The organism is Chloroflexota bacterium (assembly GCA_034717495.1).
Taxonomy (GTDB): domain Bacteria; phylum Chloroflexota; class Anaerolineae; order JAAEKA01; family JAAEKA01; genus JAYELL01.
Window position 1 is genome coordinate 24,051 of sequence record JAYELL010000060.1, and the last position, 18,473, is coordinate 42,523.

17 protein-coding genes are annotated in these 18,473 nt (G+C 60.4%); all 17 read right to left on the reverse strand.

The window, feature by feature from the left end:
- Positions 1 to 27 precede the first annotated feature (27 nt).
- The 17 genes from U9R25_12000 to U9R25_12080 all read right to left on the reverse strand — a co-directional run bounded on the left by U9R25_12000 (position 28) and on the right by U9R25_12080 (position 18,394).
- A complete protein-coding gene (locus U9R25_12000) occupies positions 28 to 3,162 on the reverse strand; it encodes a YCF48-related protein (protein MEA3336627.1) in 3,135 nt (1,044 codons plus the stop codon).
- Between the two features lie 11 nt (positions 3,163 to 3,173).
- Positions 3,174 to 3,620, reverse strand: a complete 447-nt coding sequence (locus U9R25_12005) for a GNAT family N-acetyltransferase (protein MEA3336628.1) — start codon at positions 3,618 to 3,620, stop codon at positions 3,174 to 3,176.
- A 21-nt stretch (positions 3,621 to 3,641) separates the two neighbouring features.
- Positions 3,642 to 4,607, reverse strand: a complete 966-nt coding sequence (locus tag U9R25_12010) for a radical SAM protein (protein MEA3336629.1) — start codon at positions 4,605 to 4,607, stop codon at positions 3,642 to 3,644.
- An 85-nt stretch (positions 4,608 to 4,692) separates the two neighbouring features.
- Positions 4,693 to 6,141 (reverse strand): V-type ATP synthase subunit B, encoded by a 1,449-nt coding sequence (locus tag U9R25_12015; GenBank protein ID MEA3336630.1) that lies wholly within the window; start codon positions 6,139 to 6,141, stop codon positions 4,693 to 4,695.
- A gap of 66 nt (positions 6,142 to 6,207) precedes the next feature.
- A complete protein-coding gene (locus tag U9R25_12020) occupies positions 6,208 to 8,073 on the reverse strand; it encodes a V-type ATP synthase subunit A (GenBank protein MEA3336631.1) in 1,866 nt (621 codons plus the stop codon).
- A gap of 12 nt (positions 8,074 to 8,085) precedes the next feature.
- Positions 8,086 to 8,433 (reverse strand): V-type ATP synthase subunit F, encoded by a 348-nt coding sequence (locus tag U9R25_12025; protein MEA3336632.1) that lies wholly within the window; start codon positions 8,431 to 8,433, stop codon positions 8,086 to 8,088.
- A 13-nt stretch (positions 8,434 to 8,446) separates the two neighbouring features.
- Positions 8,447 to 9,508 (reverse strand): V-type ATPase subunit, encoded by a 1,062-nt coding sequence (locus tag U9R25_12030; protein MEA3336633.1) that lies wholly within the window; start codon positions 9,506 to 9,508, stop codon positions 8,447 to 8,449.
- Positions 9,492 to 10,121 carry a V-type ATP synthase subunit E gene (locus tag U9R25_12035; GenBank protein MEA3336634.1) on the reverse strand — a complete coding sequence of 210 codons (630 nt, stop codon included), beginning with the start codon at positions 10,119 to 10,121 and terminating at the stop codon, positions 9,492 to 9,494. The genes U9R25_12030 and U9R25_12035 overlap by 17 nt, the downstream gene beginning before the upstream one ends.
- Before the next feature lie 16 nt (positions 10,122 to 10,137).
- On the reverse strand, positions 10,138 to 10,356 hold the full coding sequence (locus tag U9R25_12040; protein ID MEA3336635.1) for an ATPase: 219 nt from the start codon (positions 10,354 to 10,356) through the stop codon (positions 10,138 to 10,140).
- Positions 10,357 to 10,385: 29 nt separating this feature from the next.
- Positions 10,386 to 12,356, reverse strand: a complete 1,971-nt coding sequence (locus tag U9R25_12045; GenBank protein ID MEA3336636.1) for a V-type ATPase 116kDa subunit family protein — start codon at positions 12,354 to 12,356, stop codon at positions 10,386 to 10,388.
- A gap of 7 nt (positions 12,357 to 12,363) precedes the next feature.
- Positions 12,364 to 12,678, reverse strand: coding sequence for a hypothetical protein (locus U9R25_12050; GenBank protein MEA3336637.1), 315 nt, complete (start codon positions 12,676 to 12,678; stop codon positions 12,364 to 12,366).
- On the reverse strand, positions 12,665 to 13,342 hold the full coding sequence (locus tag U9R25_12055) for a V-type ATP synthase subunit D (protein MEA3336638.1): 678 nt from the start codon (positions 13,340 to 13,342) through the stop codon (positions 12,665 to 12,667). The genes U9R25_12050 and U9R25_12055 overlap by 14 nt, the downstream gene beginning before the upstream one ends.
- Before the next feature lie 139 nt (positions 13,343 to 13,481).
- On the reverse strand, positions 13,482 to 13,964 hold the full coding sequence (locus U9R25_12060; GenBank protein ID MEA3336639.1) for a universal stress protein: 483 nt from the start codon (positions 13,962 to 13,964) through the stop codon (positions 13,482 to 13,484).
- A 161-nt stretch (positions 13,965 to 14,125) separates the two neighbouring features.
- A complete protein-coding gene (tsaA, locus tag U9R25_12065; protein MEA3336640.1) occupies positions 14,126 to 14,545 on the reverse strand; it encodes a tRNA (N6-threonylcarbamoyladenosine(37)-N6)-methyltransferase TrmO in 420 nt (139 codons plus the stop codon).
- 245 nt (positions 14,546 to 14,790) lie between these two features.
- Positions 14,791 to 15,804, reverse strand: coding sequence for an alcohol dehydrogenase catalytic domain-containing protein (locus U9R25_12070; protein MEA3336641.1), 1,014 nt, complete (start codon positions 15,802 to 15,804; stop codon positions 14,791 to 14,793).
- Between the two features lie 6 nt (positions 15,805 to 15,810).
- On the reverse strand, positions 15,811 to 17,385 hold the full coding sequence (locus tag U9R25_12075; GenBank protein MEA3336642.1) for an NAD(P)H-hydrate dehydratase: 1,575 nt from the start codon (positions 17,383 to 17,385) through the stop codon (positions 15,811 to 15,813).
- Positions 17,386 to 17,491: 106 nt separating this feature from the next.
- Positions 17,492 to 18,394 carry a P-loop NTPase gene (locus tag U9R25_12080; GenBank protein MEA3336643.1) on the reverse strand — a complete coding sequence of 301 codons (903 nt, stop codon included), beginning with the start codon at positions 18,392 to 18,394 and terminating at the stop codon, positions 17,492 to 17,494.
- Positions 18,395 to 18,473: the final 79 nt, after the last annotated feature.

Consider the following 18,473-nt stretch of genomic DNA (forward strand, 5'->3'; position numbering starts at 1 on the left):
GGCCCCATACAGGGGCCAAAAGGGAGGTCACTGGTTGTCGCCCAGGTGAATCTCCTGATCCAGGGCCAGAATAGTTACGAGCGATGGCCCATCGGTCAGGAGCGATGCAAGCCGCTCCCAGAGAGTGAGTGCCGCCCGCCTGAGGCCTGTCCCGGAAAAGGCATCCTGCAACGCGTCCCAGGCAGGCTTGGGCCTTCCATCCTCGTATAGAAGACTGTAGGCGGCCTTCTCATCGACCTCACCTTTGGCAGCGGGCGAGGTCGCTCCCAGGTTCCAGACAGTGAACACGTCCAGCCAGGGCCAGTCCTGGCGCGCCATCCGCCAGGCCATTGTCAGATAATCGGCCTGCTGCTGCGGCGTCACAGTCAGCCAGTCGTGGTCGCCCACCCCGTCGGTTGTCCAGCCGACCTCCGTGGCCCAGACAGGCTTGGCGCCATCCCCATGGGCTTCCATCGTGGCCCGCAGATCCAGGATGCGGTTCACATTGAGCCCATTGTGCTGGCCGCGGGAATCGTCGGGCGGGTAGGCAAAGCCATACGGGTGGACAGCGAGGGCATCGAAATAGGGACGGGCACCAGCCTCGTACATCTCCTTGAGGAACAAGCGGTCGTCCACGGCCCAATCGCTGCGCTCGTTGGTAGGCGCCAGCCCTGCGCTGACGACTGTGGCGGCGGGGTCAATCTGCTTGATCGCGGCGTAGGTTCGTTGCAGCAGTTGGGCATAGGACGCCGGATCGGGCGGCGCGCCCCATTCAGCGGCCAGGTTTGGCTCGTTCCAGATGATGTATGAATGAATGTGGTCCCCGTAGCGGCGGGCGACCGCGTCCACGAAGCGCAGATAGGCATCCACATCGAAGGGAAAGCTGCTGTCAGCAGATGCCGCCTCCACAGCCCATTCAGGCGGGTGATCCAGGCGCACGATCAGGTCAAGGTCATAGAAGGCTGTTGCCCTGGCCAGGAAGTCGGGATATTCCCAGTACCACACTCCCTGGGCAGGCTCGATCTCGGCCCAGGAGAAGACTTGCACGATGGCCTGGAAGCCGATATCCCTGGCCTGATTCAGCAGAGAGTCGTCGGGCCGCAGGGTATGCACCGCCGGCAGTGGCCTCCCGGCGGCATGCTTGCTGGCGCTGGCCAGAATTTGTGCCAGCACCGCCAGGCCACCCTGGTCCTCGCGCTTCTCAATCGGAGAGGCCGTTGCGGGCGGGCAATCCCTGTCCGGGCCTTCGAAGAGGCCGCGATCGGTAGCTGCGTAGACCAGCGACGCCTGCGAATCCACCAGCAGGTCGTTCACGGTGGCATCAGCAGGAATTCCAGCTACCTGATGCCAGGTCGCGCCGCTGTCGCAGGATCTGTACAGGCCGGCGTAGCGAGTTCCCGCATAGACATGGCCTGCAGGCAGCGCAACCAGCGCAGAGACGCTGTTATGGATGGTCCCGGCCCCGCAGCGGCGCCAGCCGCTGTCGCCCGATTTGCACCACAACCCTGTAGTGCTGCCCGCATATTGCTCCCTACCCGAGGGATCGAAAGCCACGGCGTAGACAGCCGGATTGGGCAGGGCAAGCGGCTCCTTGTGCCACTGATTGTCCTGCCGGTTCCAGCGGAAAACCCCCTTGTCGGTGCCCGCGAGGAACTCCCCGGACGGCCCACGGGCCATGGACAGCACCACATGTTGGGTTTCCATGCCCTCCCAGCGAGCTTGCCAGGTCTGACCGCCATCATAGCTCTCGTAGATGCGCTCGAAGGCCAGCCGTATGAAGAGGTGGTTGGGATCGCCCGGATCCGCCAGCACGCCCGGCATACCATGTGATGCCAGCTCGGAGGGCACCTCTTGCCAGGTCTGGCCGTCGTCAGCGCTGCGCAGGAGGCCGCGTTCCGTGCCTGCGTAGAGGGTATGGCCGCTCGCATCGCCCGACAGGTCGTAGATATGTGTGTGTCTGAAGGTCGGGGCTATAGGCTGCCATGTGGCTGCACCGGCGAGCCGCCGGTACAAGCCTTGCGGGGTGGCTGCAATCATGCCGCCTGCGGAATTCCTGGCCAGCGCTTTCACCTGAATGCCGCCAAGCCCGGTGCTGTGGCGCTGCCAGCTGTTGCCGCGATCGCCGCTGGCGTAGATGCCATCTCGGGTGGCGGCAAAGAGCATATCCCCGCCTTCAGGCTGGCTAACGGTATCCAGCCCAAGGATGATCGCATCGGGTGCCAATCCTTCGCCCCTCAATGTCCACGTCTGTCCGTCATCCCGCGAGCGAGCGACTCTACCTTTCAACCCGGCGAACAGAGTGCCATCGGGAGCCAGGTGAAAGGAATACGACCGTCCGCCCAGCGTCGGGATCGAATGCCAGGTGTGTCCCTGGTCATCGGACCCATAGGCCGCCTGGGAGGTGCTGAGGAGGATCTGCTGTCCGACTTGCTGATCTGTCCACAGCACCGAAACGTATGCTTTTTTGAAATCTGGCACCTGTTGCCAGGTCGTTCCACCGTCATGGCTGATCCACAACCCATCGCCAGCGGTGCCCAGGAAGACCACCCTGCCGTCGGGCGAGACGTTCACAGCCAGAGCCCTGTCAGTATCTCGCAGTTGCGTCCAGTTATCGCTTCTATCCAAACGGAAAAGACCCGTTTCAGCCTGGACGGCATAGATGCGGCCCGACGCGTCCTGGGCCAGGTCATAGATTGGTCCATCGGGTCCGCCAGCAGGTTGCCAGACGGGTGAGTCTGTGCTGCGATAGAATAGTCCTGCGGTCGTTCCTGCCCACCAGCGTTGTCGCCCCGCATCCCAATGCAAGGCGTAAACTGGATGGCAGCCAGGGCGTGTCTCCCCGGCGAAAACCTCCTGCACCCACGTCTTGCCGCTGTTGGCAGAGCGCCACAACCCTGGTGGCTGGTGAGTTCCGGCGTACAGAATGCCCGGATGCGCCGGGTCGGCCTTCACGGTCAGAACGGTGGCGATGGATGGCAGTTCCTCATCGCAGCGTTGCCAGGTGGCCGTGGAAGCGAAGGCTGGTCGCGCCGCGACCACCGGGGCCGGCGGTCGGACAGGCATCACCGCGCCCAGACCGGTGCCGGCCAACAAACCAAAAAGCGTCAGCCCTGCGGCGATCAAAACATATCGGCCAGGCAGCGAGACACTATTCTGAGTGGCGGCCCTCAACCTAGTTAGCATAGGATATCCTGTTATTGGCCCTGATTATCAGTTGGGCGACTTTCGTGATGGGACATCGTTATCATCTCAACTCGTTCTGCCCATCCGAGCTTTTTCCAGAAGGCAATGGCATCTTGATTATCGTCGAAGACGAAGAGATGCCACTTGTGGATGCCGATTCGCATGAGGTTGTACAGGCATCGCGCCACAAGCGATCGTCCAATTCCCTGGCGACGATAAGATTTGCACACAGCCAACTGGTCGATGTAGCCATACCTGCCATCATGGCCACAGAGAACGGCTCCCACAAGCTGATCCCCATCCCGGGCGATGAAGCTAAGTCCGGGATTGCGTTCGAGGAAGCGTGCAATATCCTTCTTTGTATCAACTTTGCTGAGCACGACACCGTCGGATTCCTGCCACAGAGCGCGAACCTCAACATAGTCTTCAATGGTCATCTCCTTGATCACGACATTCATAGCTAGCTCCTTTTCATCCCGTCACTCAACTGATACACGCTCTCCCCAATCCCCATGTAACTTCAGCATATAGAACCTCTCGCCTTCGTAGGCCGTCGCAAGCAGTCGATGCTGGGCGAGCAGGTCGTCGATTACGGCCCAGTCCGCTCCGGCTCGTCGCAGGAACTCGCAGACCGCGTTCTCCCTCATCGGGTGGACAGCCATAATGCTCAGCAGGTCTTCCTCGACGTTACCGGTGAAGGCGAAGGCGTTGCCCTCGTAGCCGATCAGATACTCGGCCTGGCTCAACCGCTCACGGAAGATATGATAGGCTCGAGCGATGGTTTCCTCGGCCGGCGGCTGCACCCAGTTCTCGGCCGGCGGCCGGGTGGGGATCGCCAGATAGGCCGTTGCAGGTTGCAAGCGGGCCAGGAAATCGGCCACCTCCCACAGGTGGTCTTCATCGTCGTTGACGCCATGCACCAACATCGTCTCTGTCACCAGCTTGCCCTGGTAGCTGCGCGCAAACTCAAGCGCGCCGTCGAGAACTGCCGTCAACTGCAAGCTGCCGTGCGGCCGGTCGATCTTGCGCCACACGGTTTCCCAGATGGAATCGATCTTAAGTGAGACCCAGTCGGTCAGCATCAGATCGTCGCGCACATCCTGGTGCCAGATCAGGGAGGCGTTGCTGATGACGGCAATCTTGATGCCCAGTGGCTTCAGCAGCTCAATGGTGCGGCCCAGGTTTGCGTCTAGCGTGGGCTCGCCGTCGGGCACGAAGGTCAGGTAATCGATGATTTCTCCGGCTGCTCGGGCCCGCTCCACCTTGTCCTGCACAGCCTGGAACACGGCCTCCGGCTCGTAGAAAGCCTGGCGCTCCACCTGCATCTTGATGGTGCGTCCCAATTGGCAATAGACGCAGGCATAGCTGCATATCTTGGGCGGGATGTTGTTGATGCCCAGGCTGCGCCCCAGACGCCGGGAGGGCACCGGGCCGAAGGCGATCATTTGCTGATCTCCATCCTGGTTGTTCCGTATTGTCATCATTCACATTGCTTTCTCTGCACAGGGGCGACCTGACCCCTTGTATCATCTATAAGTCGGCGGCTGATCGACCCTGCGTATCCGAATCGCCTGGACGCGATTGTAAGAGCCCAGCGGGAATGCGGGTCAGTTCAGCGGGAGAAAAAGGCGCCAGAATGTCCCAGGCCAGCCCCAGCGTCTCCTCGATGCTGCGATTCTCCACGCCCTGATGGACGAAGCTCTGCTCAAAAGTCTTTGCGAAGTTCAGGTGCTGCTGATCGTCGGCGCTCAGCCCACCTTCCCCGATGATGGCTACAAGCCGGCGCAGGTCCCGGCCGTTGGCGTAGAAGGCATAAAGCTGGTCGGCCAGAGCGCGGTGTTCCACCAGGGTCTTTCCCTCACCGATGCCGGCATTCATCAGGCGGCTCAGGCTGGGTAGTACGTCGATGGGCGGGAAGATGCCCTTGCGGTGCAGTTGGCGACTGAGCACGATCTGGCCTTCCGTAATGTAGCCGGTGAGGTCGGGGATGGCATGGGTAATGTCGTCATCGGGCATGGTCAGAATGAGCAACTGGGTGATGGACCCCGGTCGCCCCTTTATCCGCCCGGCCCGCTCGTAGAGGGTTGCCAGATCGGTGTACATGTAGCCCGGATACCCGCGGCGGCCCGGTACCTCATCGCGGGCGTTGGATATCTCCCGCAGGGCCTCGCAATAGTTGGTCATGTCGGTCATGATTACCAGCACGTGGAGCCCCTGCTCGAAGGCCAGATATTCGGCGGCTGTGAGAGCTGCCCGCGGGGTCAGCAGGCGTTCCACGGGTGGGTCGTCGGCCAGATTGAGGAAAAGGACGGCGTGGGCCAGCGCGCCGCTGGCTTCGAATTGGCGGCGGAAGAAGGTCGCCTCGCGATAGGTGATGCCCAACGCCGCGAAGACCACTACGAATTCGCTGGCTTCATCCCCTTTTACGCTGGCTTGCGCGGCGATCTGTGCGGCCAACTCGTTGGCAGGCAGGCCAAAGCCGCTGAAGATAGGCAGCTTCTGGCCTCGCACCAGGGTATTCAATCCGTCGATGGCACTCATACCTGTCTGGATGAAGTCGGAAGGGTGCGCGCGGGCGACGGGGTTGATGGGCAAGCCGTTGACGTCAAGCATCGCCTCGGGGACCACCGGTGGCCCACCATCGATGGGCGCGCCGGAGCCATCGAAGATCCGCCCCATCATGCTCAAACCTACCGGGATCCTGGCCCGCCGGCCACTGAAGCAAGAGACCGTGCGAGCCAGATCCAGCCCGGCGGTGCCCTCGAACACTTGCACGATGGCCCGCTCCCCTTGCAGTTCCAGAACCTGGGCTAGCCGCTCGCTGCCATCGGGCCCTGTGATGGTGGCGATCTCGCCCAAGCCCACGCGCTGAACCTTCTCGAAGACCAGCAGCGGTCCGGAGGCATAGCGTCCCGTGCGATACGATGTCGTCGTAAGGCTGGGTTTGGGCGTTTCGACACTTGTTTCAGTTAGAACCATTGATCGTAGCGATCCACGCTGAGTGATTGAACTTCTCTTGTCCTGGATCATCGCCTCTTGCGGCGCTCACCATCTGCCGACCGGTGTTTGACTCTGGCGCACAGCCTTGTCCCAAGCCTTGATCTCCCGTAACAAGTCGGGAAGGAGGGCTTGCAGGTCTTCTATCGATAGTTCGTGCAGGCGTTCCAGCCGCCGGCGCACATCCACGCTGGCCTCCAGGCAGGTCTCCAGGCTGTGACCAGTCCGGATGAGCGCGTCCAAGGTGTCGTAGTAACTTAGGATGGCCTGAAGCTGTGCTAATTGCTTGTGCAGCGGCGCGTAGGCATCGTCGCCGAAGGCTGATTGTTGCAGGAATGCCTCGCGCAGCAGCCTCCCCACCACTATGATGGCTCGCTCTGACTCGCCGATGGCATCGCTGCCCACCAACTGTACGATCTCCTGCAGCTCGTGCTCTTCCTGCAGCAAGCGCTGCGCGTGGGCGCGCAAGTCCGGCCAGTCTTCATGTACAGCCTCTCGGAACCAGTCATCCAAGCGGTAGTGCGTGAAGCTGCTAATCCAGTCAATGGCGGGGAAGTGGCGCCTGCGCGCCAGGTTCACGTCCAGGGCCCAGAAGGTCCCGGCCAGCCGCAGGCTGTTCTGAGTCATGGGTTCGGAAAAATCGCCGCCAGGAGGCGATACCGCCCCGATGATAGTGACCGAACCCTCGCGTTCTTCCTCGCCCAACACCTGGACGATGCCCGCCCGCTCGTAGAAGCTGGCCAGACGGCTGGCCAGGTAAGCGGGATATCCCTCCTCTCCCGGCATCTCCTCCAGCCGGCCCGACACCTCGCGCAGGGCCTCGCCCCAGCGACTGGTGCTGTCCGCCATCAGCGCCACGTGCAGGCTCTGGTCCCGAAAATACTCAGCGATAGTCAGGCCGGTGTAAATGCTGGCCTCCCGCGCGGCGACGGGCATGTTGCTGGTATTGGCGATAAGCACGGTGCGTTCCATCAATGGCCCGCCATACTTGGGGTCCTCCAGTTGCGGGAACTCGGTCAGCACTTCGGTCATCTCGTTGCCCCGCTCGCCGCAACCAATGTAGACGACGATATCGGCGTCCGTCCATTTGGCCAGCGATTGCTCGATGACCGTCTTGCCAGTGCCGAAACCGCCGGGGATGATGGCCGTGCCGCCCTTGGCGACGGGGAAGAAGGTATCGATAACCCGCTGCCCGGTCACCAGTGGCGTTTGTGGGTCCAGGCGGCGCTGATAGGGTCGGGGCCGGCGCACGGGCCAGCGCTGCGAGAGCCGCAAGACCAGGGGCTCACTGCCATCCTCCGGATACAGATAACCGATGACTTCACGGACACCGTACTCGCCCGGGGCCATTCCTTCCACCTGCCCAGGGGGATAGTCAGGCGGAACCAGGATGCGATGGTGGAATCTATTGCCCTCGCTCACCGTCCCTAAAAGTGAGCCTGCGACCACCCTGTCGCCCGGCGAGACTGCCGGCGCAAAGGGCCAGCGCCGCTTGCGATTGAGGGGCGGCAGACTGATGCCGCGGGCAATGTAAGGCGCCGCTGGAACATCCTGCGCATCTAACACGGCCAGGTCTGGCAGGGGGCGCTGCACGCCGTCGTAGATGCTGCCCAGCAAGCCGGGACCTAACTCCACCCACAAAGGCGCGCCGGTGTCCCACACTGGGTCGCCAATCTGTAGTCCAGATGTGTCTTCGTAAACCTGGACGGTGGCAATGTCTGCATCCAGGCGGATGATCTCGCCGATCAGGCGCTCGGGGCCTACCCAGGCCACGTGATAGAGCAGCGCGCCTTCGAGGTCTTGCGCTTCCACCACGGGGCCGGAGGCGCGGCTGATGACTCCTCGAGGCGCATTGCCCAGGGGACGTCGATTACGGTAGGCATGGATGGCGGTCTGCAATGCTTGAGTTGGCATGGTTGATTTCGACTAGGGTTCTTCTCGGCCTTCAGCTCTGAAGCTGATACTGTAGCCAATGACCCGGCTGAGCATCTCCGACAACAATTGGCGGCGGGAGATTTCGCCGCGAGCGGGGAGACCATCGGGCAGGACAACTACCAGGGGGCGATATTCCCGCTCGATCTGCTCCCGCAGATCGGCGGACAGCCCGGCGTAGTAGTGCTCATGGTAGGCGATTATGCCGTCGGGGGCCTCGGCCATTTGGCGTCTGAGCAACTGTTCAGCCTCGGTCAGATCGGAAGCCGCCAGCACGTGTGCGCCGGTCAGAGAGAAACCGGGCGCCAGGTCAGTTGTGGTGATGACAGTGAGTTGGGCCATATGACGGTAATGGTCAATCTCCGAGCAGTAAGTACGCCCTTGCCTCGTCTCGGCCGATGTTGCCGGCCACGGCCTCGGCGATCAGGCGCAGGTTGCGTACTTCAGCCCCTTTAGCGGCTAGAAAAGCGATGAGCACGCCCACACCAAGTGGATCCGCCTCTGAGAAGAGGCTCACCCGCCAGTGGAATAGCGTGCTCTCCCAGCCATGTTGCAGCGTTGTCAGGCGGCGGTCATCCCACTGTGCCAGGCTCTGCCGCCAGAACTCGCCCTCGCGTGCCGCATCCAGTACCATGTCCATCGCCTGGATGTCGGCGGCTGTACGCAAACGTTCCAGCGCTTCGGGCGAGAGCCAACCCCCGGCCAACCAGGGCGCCGGTCTCGCCAGCTCAACCTCGTGCAGGTCAAGGGCCAGTAGGAGATTGTGCAGGTCAAGGCTGCGGACCAGGTCGAGGCGCACAAGGTTACCGTCTGAGCCCGGGAGCGCCGCCGCCTGCCGGGTTGTGCTCTCAGCCCAGGCCAGGTCGAAGGCAGTGACGAGCTGGCGCAGGTTGGGGCCAGCGGGCAGCGCAGCCACCAGGCTTCCCGCCAGTTCATCGGTCGGAAGCCGCCATTGGGCCAAGAGGTCCACAAGACTGCGCGCCGTGGCCTGGCGCGCCAGCTCCGCCAGCATACCCTCGCTGAAGGGAGGTAAGGCAAACAGCCATGGAAGGATACGTTCGGGCCCGGCCCTGGCGCTGACGCCGCGTAGGAGAACAACGATGTTGTGACGATGGTACGGGGCCAGTAGTATGCCCAGAGCAGGGGCGATGGTTTCGCCGCCGAAGGCAGCTATGCGCCGCAGGATGGCGCCGTGATCGATCTGCACGGCGCGCAAGATTGCATCCAGGCCGGCCGATGTGACCAGGGATTGCTCGAGGGCGTCGTGGTATTGACTCTGATCAACTTGGCCAATGAGGGCTTCGAGGTTGGGAGCCGCCAGCAGTTGCTCGAATTCTGTGCGCTGAAGCAGCCGACTGCGCATGGCTCGAAGCCGGGCGTTAACGTATTCATAGCCAACGTCAATCCCGGCGCTCATCGGGTGTCCTCCCGCCGGGCTGATCCTCGCTGAGCAGATCCGACAGCAAAGGGCGCAGGTCGGGCAGGGAACGCTGCAGACGACTGTCCAGAGTGTTCTCTGTCACTACCCGAGCATTGACGCTGCGCACGATCACGCCGGGCGCTAGCCCTTCCTCTGTCTCGACTGCCTCGACGCGCTGCGGCTGGTCGTGGTGGGTGTCCAGGATGGCGCGGATGAGGTCGACGTCATCGGGATGGACCACGACGATGGCCGGTTCATCGGTGTGTGCCAGCGCCTCGGCCGCCAACCTGGCAAGGATGTCCTCGTAATCGGGCCGTTGGCGGGCGGCTGCCAGGATCTCCTGGGCGCGGCGGACGGCCGCCAGGAACGCAGATTCCTGCACCTGCACCTGCTGTCGCTGGTTCTCCAGCTTGACGCGGTGGAGCCGCCTGGCTTCCTCCTGCTGGGCTGCGCGCTGGGCCTCGGCCAGGATGCGGGCCCGAGTCTGCGCGGCTCGCACCTCGGCAGCCTCCATGCGGGCCGCGTAGGTTTCTTCGGCCGCCTGCAGGATCGCCTCTGCCTCCTTCTCGGCATCGGCGGCGATGATTTCGAGGATATCCTTCAGCGCCATCGCATCAGCCCCCGCCTCATCCCAGCAATAGCAGGATCATGGCGGCGACGGCGAAGCCGAGAATGACCATGGTCTCGGGGATGGCTACGAGCAAAATGATACGACCGGCCAGTTCCGGCTTCTCGGCGATGGTCCCGGCGCCTGCCGAGCCGATGCGGGCCTGGGCGTGACCCGTACCGAGGGCTGTGAGGCCCACGGCCAGTGCGGCGCCAATGGCAATGAGTCCGACTTCCATAAGTAATACCTCCTGAGGTGTCTGAAGATTCATAGTGATGATAGACCTGTGGAACCGGTTGGTCCGGGAACCTGAGCAGCGGCGGCGGTTCCTGGCTGGCCGATGTCTGGTTCTGTAGATGCGAGGCCGAACGGCTGGAAGGGTTTCCCTCCGTCCTCATAAAATTTGGAGAAGAACTCGACGTAATGCAAGCGCAAGGCGTGAATGGAGGGGCTGAACGCGCCCAAGGCGATGTTGAGAGCGTGGAATAGCAGGGCGATGATCACACCCACCCAGACCACTCCAACGCGGCTGGCCATCTCATTGCCCACCAGAGCGAGATAGACCGAGGCCAGGCCGATGGCGGCCAGTCGCAGGTAGGACAGGATGTTACCTACCACGCCCAGTAACTCCACCGGGGCCATGAGCGCGCCCAGCGGGCCCATCCCACGGATCAGCAGCACCAGCCCTACCAGCACGACCACCAGGCCAGGGGTGGTCCAGCCGGATGGCAACTGCTGCGCCGCTACACCTGCGAGCAAGAACAAGCCACAAAGGCCTACCAGCATCCCTGCGCGCTCCCAGAGCTTGTCGGTATGATGGGCGCACCAGGCGCTCCAGACGCCCAGCACCAGCCCTAATGTCACATGCACTGCGCCTATGGCAAGGGCGAAAATGAGCAGCGGCGCCAGGGCGTCGGGCGAAGAACGCTCGAGCCAGAGGGGCTGCAGGCCCAAAGCGTGGCCGAGCGAGCCGAAAAACTCACCGAACACCAGCCCCCAGACGATGCTCCAGCCCGCCCCCATCATCAGGAAGGCCGTCACGTCCCGCAGGCTGCTGCCTTTATCGCTACGGTAATGAACAAATGCGGCGATCAGCAGGATGACCAGGCCGTAGCCAATATCGCCCAGCATCAGCCCGAAGAACAGGGGCATGAACAACGCCATCCAGGCAGTGGGGTCCAGGCTACCGGCCCGGGGTAATGCCAGCAGTCGGATGAAGAATTCGTAGGGGCGGGCGACGGATTGGTTCTCCAGCAGCACCGGAGCTGTCGAAGCCTCCTCTTGGGACGGCGGCAACTCCTGGATGGCCAACTGGTCGGGCAAGCGATTTTCGAGGGCAGCGACCACTGGCACCAGTTCACGTTGAGGCACCCAGCCGATCAGTACAAAGGCATGGTCGGTTTCGCCCAGATGCCTGCGGGCGCGCAACTGCTCCAGGCGTCGGGCCAGGGCATGGCGAGCGCCCAGCCAGCGCCGCCGATGCCGCTCGGCCGCTTGCTGCAACTGCACATCCACCTGCTCCAATTCGCCTGGGATCCCCTCCAAACGACGCTGGATGCGGCCCAGCGCATCCTGGAACGGGACGTCCTGCAGCGATTCCGGCAACCTCACCTGGCTGACTTGCACCTGGCCCAGCAGTGCCTGCACCTGACCCGCGACTCGCTGGGGTACGACCAGGATGGCGCCGATACGATCGGGGTCGACTTGATCGTACACCAATTCGTATTCCTGCCCGGCAATTGCCTCGACCTCCTCGGCCAGCAGTTCGATGGCCGGACTATAGCGCCGTTGGACCAGCAAGGCGATGGTTTCATACCCCTGCAGTTTCGTCAGTTCCGGCGTGAGCCGCAAGAGCTTGCGAACGGTCTCGGCGTAGCTGGGCAGGATCTCGGCGTCGTTGCGCAGGGCTTCCCGGCGCCGAGCCAGTTCCTCGATGGTGGGCGCGTGGCGATCCAGGTCCGCTTGCAGGCCGGCGCACAGGTCCGTCTCCACCCAGGGAATGGGATGTTCTTCGGGGAGCCTGGGCAGCAGCGCCAGCAACGCGTCCAGGCGCGCGAGCAGGTAGCTGAGAGTCTCCAGCTCTCGCTGCTCGTCAGCCAGCGCGTAGGGTCGTAGCTCAGTGTGCACCTGCTGCCCATCGATGAGCTGAACACAAGCCAGCACTTGTACAGCCTGGAGCGTCTTGTCGAGGTCCCGCTTGTGGCCAATGACCTGCAAGCGTGTCATGGGAATGAGCATAGGTGATTCAGGGCAAGAGGTACTCTACGATCCTGGCCGCCGTTCTATCAATTCGCTGCGATAGATGATGGCGCAGGAATTCTGTTTGCTCCTGACCCTGCCTCCTCAGAACTGCGGCCTCCTCTTCTGCCGCGGCAAGGATAAAACGCCTGCGACCTTCAGCCTCCCGTTCCGCCTCGGCTTGCGCCTGCACCACCAGGTGCTCGGCAGCGTGTTCGGCCTCCTGACGGCGATCCGCAGCTCGCTCTCGGGCTGCGGCGACGCGGTCTGCAGCTGCTTGTTCGGCAGCGTGAATGCTGGAGACGGGATCAGACGACATCATTGCTGTTGCTCCAGGTTTGACCGGAGGAAAGGCGGTTACGGGTCCGGCGTTCTTTGACGCGCTTGAGCCGGTAGACCTCCTCCCGCTCACGCTCGGCCAGGCGCAATCCGATGGTCCGCAACTGGTGGTGCAGACGGGGCAGGAGAATGTGCTCCAGTGCGTTGACGCGACGGGTTGTCTGGCGAATGGCTTCGGCCAGACGGCGCAGACGTAGCTCGCTGTTGGCGACCTTAAGCAATACTTCGAGCTCCGATTCGAAAGCACTCACCACCGCTTCCAGGCGAGGCGTGCTGTCGGTGGGACCGTACGGACGATCCTGGGGTGGAGAAGCCAGCCTTTGCGGTTCGATGCGCAGGACGTTTACGCCCATCACGCGGGTACTCGTCACGGGCACATTGAGGGGATCGAGTCCAGCCAGGGCCAGGCTGCCCAGCACCTCAGGACCGTCCAACGCCTGGGCGAGGGCAAGGCTACGACGGGCGGCAGCGGCCACTTCGTCCAGAGTCTCTACTTCCTCCATGACGGCATCTGCGCTGCTCATCAACTCCTCCATGAGGACGTTTCGTTTTTGCCGTAGCAGTTCTTCAGCTTGAGCAGTCAGCTCGAGCTGCGCCCGCTTCTGATTCAATTCCGAACGCGTTGCGGTGACTTGTTCCAGGGGCATAATAGATGACTCGATCGTGTGATGCTATCACATCATGGTCATACAAAATCGCTACCAACTGTCCTGAAAAGACAGGGATTGGCCTTCTCAACCTTTGGTGGTTTCCTTCCTGGATGTTCCGCATTGTCATCAATGACATTTACGGCTCTTCTATGGTCTCCGGTTGCTGTCGTATCACCAATACCGGGCAAGGACTGTGACGCACTACCTTCTCGGCTACACTGCCGAACATCCAGCGAGCCAAGCCGCCCCTGCCGTGGCTAGATATGACGATTAGATCGATAGCCTCCGCGCTGACGACATCGAGGATATCTTCGGCAGGCGCTCTATCACGCAGCAGGATCCGTGTCTTGAACCCTTGCCGGTCCAGTTCACCTTGCAGGGCTTCCAGATAGCTCTGAGCTTCCTGGTGAGCCTGTTGACGCGCTTCCTGCACCCAACCTATCCAACCCATCGTCTCTTCCGGATGTGATATTGGTGGTGTGGGGCTGGGGATATCCAGCACTCGCAGCAGGAAAATCTGACTCTCGAACTTCTTCGCCAGTGTAAGGGCAGCCGGCAGGGCTCTTTCTGACACAGGCGAGCCGTCCAATGGGACTAAAATGCGTTTGAACTCAGTCATGATCTACTTTCTCCTTTCTAATCTCGCAGGTTAACCACTGGGGATTCGACCATGAAGGCAGCACGGTTATCTGCCGGGAGAGCGAACCACTGTGTTGGGGTTCATCTCTGCTACGCGGGCCTGCTCTATCGATTCCGCAGCAGTTCATCCGTCACTTCCATTCACGCCGGCTTCAGATCAAGCACCGGCGTGCTGTTGATTGCATCCAGCCCCCGCACTCGTAACACGTTCCCCTCCACCGCTATCAGATCCACCACGGTAACGCCGACGGGGTTGGGTCGCCGCGGGCTGCGTAGGGCGAAAACTCCTCGCCGGGGGCAAGACCTGTCACCGCGAGGATGCTGAAGCAAGTCAAAGCCTTGTGAACGATGAAAGTAGAATACCACCATGACCTGCTGGCCCGGCTCCAGGCCCCTCAAGCCTTCGGTCAGGGCCGGATCGAGGACGATGCGAGATTCGGCAAACCGCATCTCCTGCGGCGCAGCTTTCTCCTCGAAATCGTTCTCGACGTAACCGATGGCCCGGAAAGTAACGGACTCTTCCGTCTTACTCGGCACTGGACAGGCGTTAGAGAAGGTCACGATCATCACCACCTTGGCCTACCGGGCGACATGGCGAAACGTCTCCCGCAAAGCGGCGATGATGCTGTCATCTTCGCCGGTGATCAGGCTATGGATGGACTCTTGGAAGCGTTTCATCTCGGTCTTTTCTTTCTGCACTCACTCTGTCCGGCTGTGCTATCCCACCATTGAGGACGGCGCTCTAGCGACGCGACGATGAGCGTGGCCACGGTGCCTATCCCTATTACTAGCTTGCTGCGATGAGATCAATCGGCAATCTTGATCACGGCGTTGGGCTGGTCCAGTTCTCCCTGTTTGGCCAGAATGAGAGCATCCTGTAAATCTTCAAAGGGGAACAGACTCGTCTCCACATTTAGTTCCAGCCCGTCGACAATGCTGAAGAACTCTTCTGCATCTGATTTTGTTAAGTGATACAAGGTCTTTATTGAGCGACCCCATAGGTTTTCACTGTAGTTTTTTATGACAATTGGAGACGCGCTCACGGGAGCCAAAACTAAGGTCCCGCCTTTTTTCAACAGAGAAAGGGCCGGCTCAACCAAGTTTCCCGCAGGGGGAAAGAGTATAGCTGCGTCTAGCACACAGGGCATTTCTTCTCTTGAGGCATTCGCGGCCCACTCTGCCCCTTCTCTTCTGGCTCGTTCGAGGTTCTTTTGAGATCGTGTGCTCACGTATGTCTTTATGCGCAGAGAATGAGCCACTTTGAGGGCAATGGAGGCCGTGGGGCCGTAGCCGTAGAGCCCCAATTTGTCACCTTCCTGGACCTCTGTGAGTTTGAATGCTGCGTATCCGGCGATGCCAGGACATATGAGCGGTGCAATCTCGGAAGGTTCCAGCCGGACCTCATTGAGCGGCAAGGCAAACGTTTCTGCAATCGTCACGTATTCTGCGTATCCACCATTCTCGTGCCAGCCCGTGGCTTTGAAATCGGGACAGTAGTTCTCTCTTCGAGATAAGCAGTACTTGCATCTTCCGCAGGTGCTGTGGAGCCAGTAGACGCCGGCCCTATCACCAACACTGAAGCGCCGGACGTTCTTCCCCACCTCATCAACCACACCCACGATCTCGTGCCCCAAAATGACGGGGGATTCCTTCAAGGGAAGGTCTCCCTCAGCGATGTGGATATCTGTCCTGCAGACCCCGCAAACGAGCACCTTGATACGCACTTCATCGTTCTGCGCATGAGGAGTGGGCACCTCCATGAACTTCAGCGGCCTATCCTCAATCTGTGCCTGTTCTTCGAGAATCCATGCCCTCATCATTCTCTCCTAAATCACAAGTGAGCCTGCGTAGCGTTCCCGAAAGGTTTCACTGAGACCCTCCCGGACCATCCTCACGGCACGTGGCAGGTAGTCCAGGATGTCTTGGGTCGTTATGCCATCTTCACGCTTGTCGTCAGCGGCCAGATCCCCTGAGAGCCCATGAATGAACACCCCCTGGCTCACTGCATCTCGAAGGGAGAGTCCCAGGCCGAACATGGCAGCAATCGTCCCCGTCAGCACATCACCCGATCCTGCTGTAGCCATACCGGAGTTCCCGCTCATGTTGATGAATACCCTCCCATCAGAATATCCAATGAGCGAATGGCCGCCTGTCAGGACGACTATGGCATTCAATTCTATCGCAGTGCGCTGCAGGACATCGACTTTGTAGGTGTCGATGTCGCCGACACTCATCCCCGTGATTCTAGCCATCTCGCCCAGGTGTGGAGTAAGAATGGTTTCTGCTTTTCGCTCTCTGATGATTTGCAGATCGCCACATAGCGCTGTAATGCCGTCACTGGCTATGAGCAATGGTTTATTGATCTCCTTTGCCAACTCCCTGACCAGTTGCTGAGTTTCCTTCTCCAGGGACAGACCGGGGCCGAGCACCACCATATCCATGTTCTCTGACAGTGCCAGTAATGCCTGCTTGTTCTCGAGAGAGATACTTCCCGCCTCTGTTTCTGTCTGAGGAACCAAGACGATCTCACTCCCCTTGTTGGCGACAAACGGTGTCATGGATTTGGGTGTAGCGAGGTGGGAATATCCGCCGCCGGCTTTCAGAAACGAGAGGGCCTCAAAATAGGGCGCCCCGAAGTAGCTGGAAGCCCCAGCAATGAAAAGCGCTTCACCGAGATCGCTTTTGTGACCATTTGGACCTCTGGGAGGTAGTTTCACCGGCTGGCTTATCTCGATTTTCAGCGCATCTGCGTTGTAGATGGATGGAGGAAAGGAGATGTGTGACACATATAGCTTCCCGCACAGGTCATATCCTGGGAAGAGCATATTGCCTAGCTTCGGGAGGCCGAAGGTCACGGTGCAATCGGCCTTCACCGCGACGCCCATGATTTTGCCCGTATCGCCGTGTACACCGGAGGGGATATCAATGCTAAACACCGTCTTTCCGCTCTGATTAATCAATTCAATGATTTCGCGATGTACGCCGCTAACATCCCGTGACAGACCAGTGCCGAATATTCCGTCCACGATGGCGTCACAACGAGCAATCTCTCCTCTAACCAGTTCGATAGATTTGATCCGTCGAACTTCTATGGGCAGGTGGGACACAATGTCCAGATTGATTTTCGCCGCACCTTTGATTCGGCTTGGATCACCCAAAATAAAAACCTTAACCGTCCCACCATTGGAGTGGATCTTTCGCGCAACAACGAAACCGTCGCCCCCGTTGTTGCCGATACCACAGAGGACGAGAAACTCCTTGTCCTTGATGCCGAGCTCCTTCAGTATCGCGAAGTACACAGCATGACCCGCGTTTTCCATCAGGAGTTCGGCCGAGATGCCGAATTCTCCGATAGCCGCCCTGTCCAGGGCTCTCATCTCGGAGACTCTGCTGATTTTCATGTCATACCTCTCGCTCTCGCACGAGATCCTATTTCCGCCTTTCGTCAAGCGTTCTACCCGGTGAGAGCCAGTTGGATGCTCCACAAGTAGACACTTGTCAGGAAAACTACCCGAGACTCTTTTCTTCAGCCCTTTCCAGCTTTTCGACGATCCTCTCTACGTCTGACTTGGCGTTCGCGGCTTCCATCGGCATTCCTTTTAGCCAGGACATGGCAATCGCGGGGTCTTCGTGAATGACCCCAATCGCCTCAATTCCTTGCTCCGCCAGTTTTTCCCTCATATACCCTTCCATTTCCTCATCTCTGACCCGGTTTAGTATCACCAAAACGCCTTTGATCGTCGCTTCTCTGAAGATGCGATTGGCCCACTCGACCAGGTCAGGGGTTTCCAAATGCTTCGTAGCTGGCAATCCGCCCGCCTTGATCTGGTTTACCATGTCTCTCATGTTGGCTGCCATCTGAATCGCCGCTGTGGTCGGATCGACGACGACCAATGCCCAATCCAAACCGGTTACAGCGCCCCGCGCCGAGTCCTCAAATCCCGCCTTGAAGTCTACCAGCGTGACAGGGGTTTCACCGTTCTGATGTATCCTCAGGTCCCTGGCGATCTTGGAAACAGGACCGTCGCATCCAGCGCCTGGACCTTGATCGCCGATCTTTCCAGCCGTCAGGAGCAATATCCCTCCGTCGTTTTGACTGTAGTGTCTGTCGGGAAGTTGATCCAGGGAGATATCTGCCCCCGGCAAAGGCGTTGGATCATCCACAGGGCAGGTGACAGATCCTCCGCTGAACACCACGCCCCCGAAATAGTCCAGGAGCTGGGTTGGAGCCGTTTCCATGCCCAAGGCCTGGTGCAGCCCCACATTGGTCGAATCGGCGTCCACCACACAGACTTCGTAACCGCTGTCTCTGAGCGCCATGGCCAGCAGAACCAGGGCTGTGCTCTTGCCACTCCCGCCCTTTCCAAACACGCCAATTCTCCTGCCAGTGAGCGCTTTCTTGTGTTCCATCACCGTTTTCTCTCCTTATTCCATCCTGCACGATGGGATGGTTCCTCACGATATACTTGATCCTCCCTGGATTCGGTGA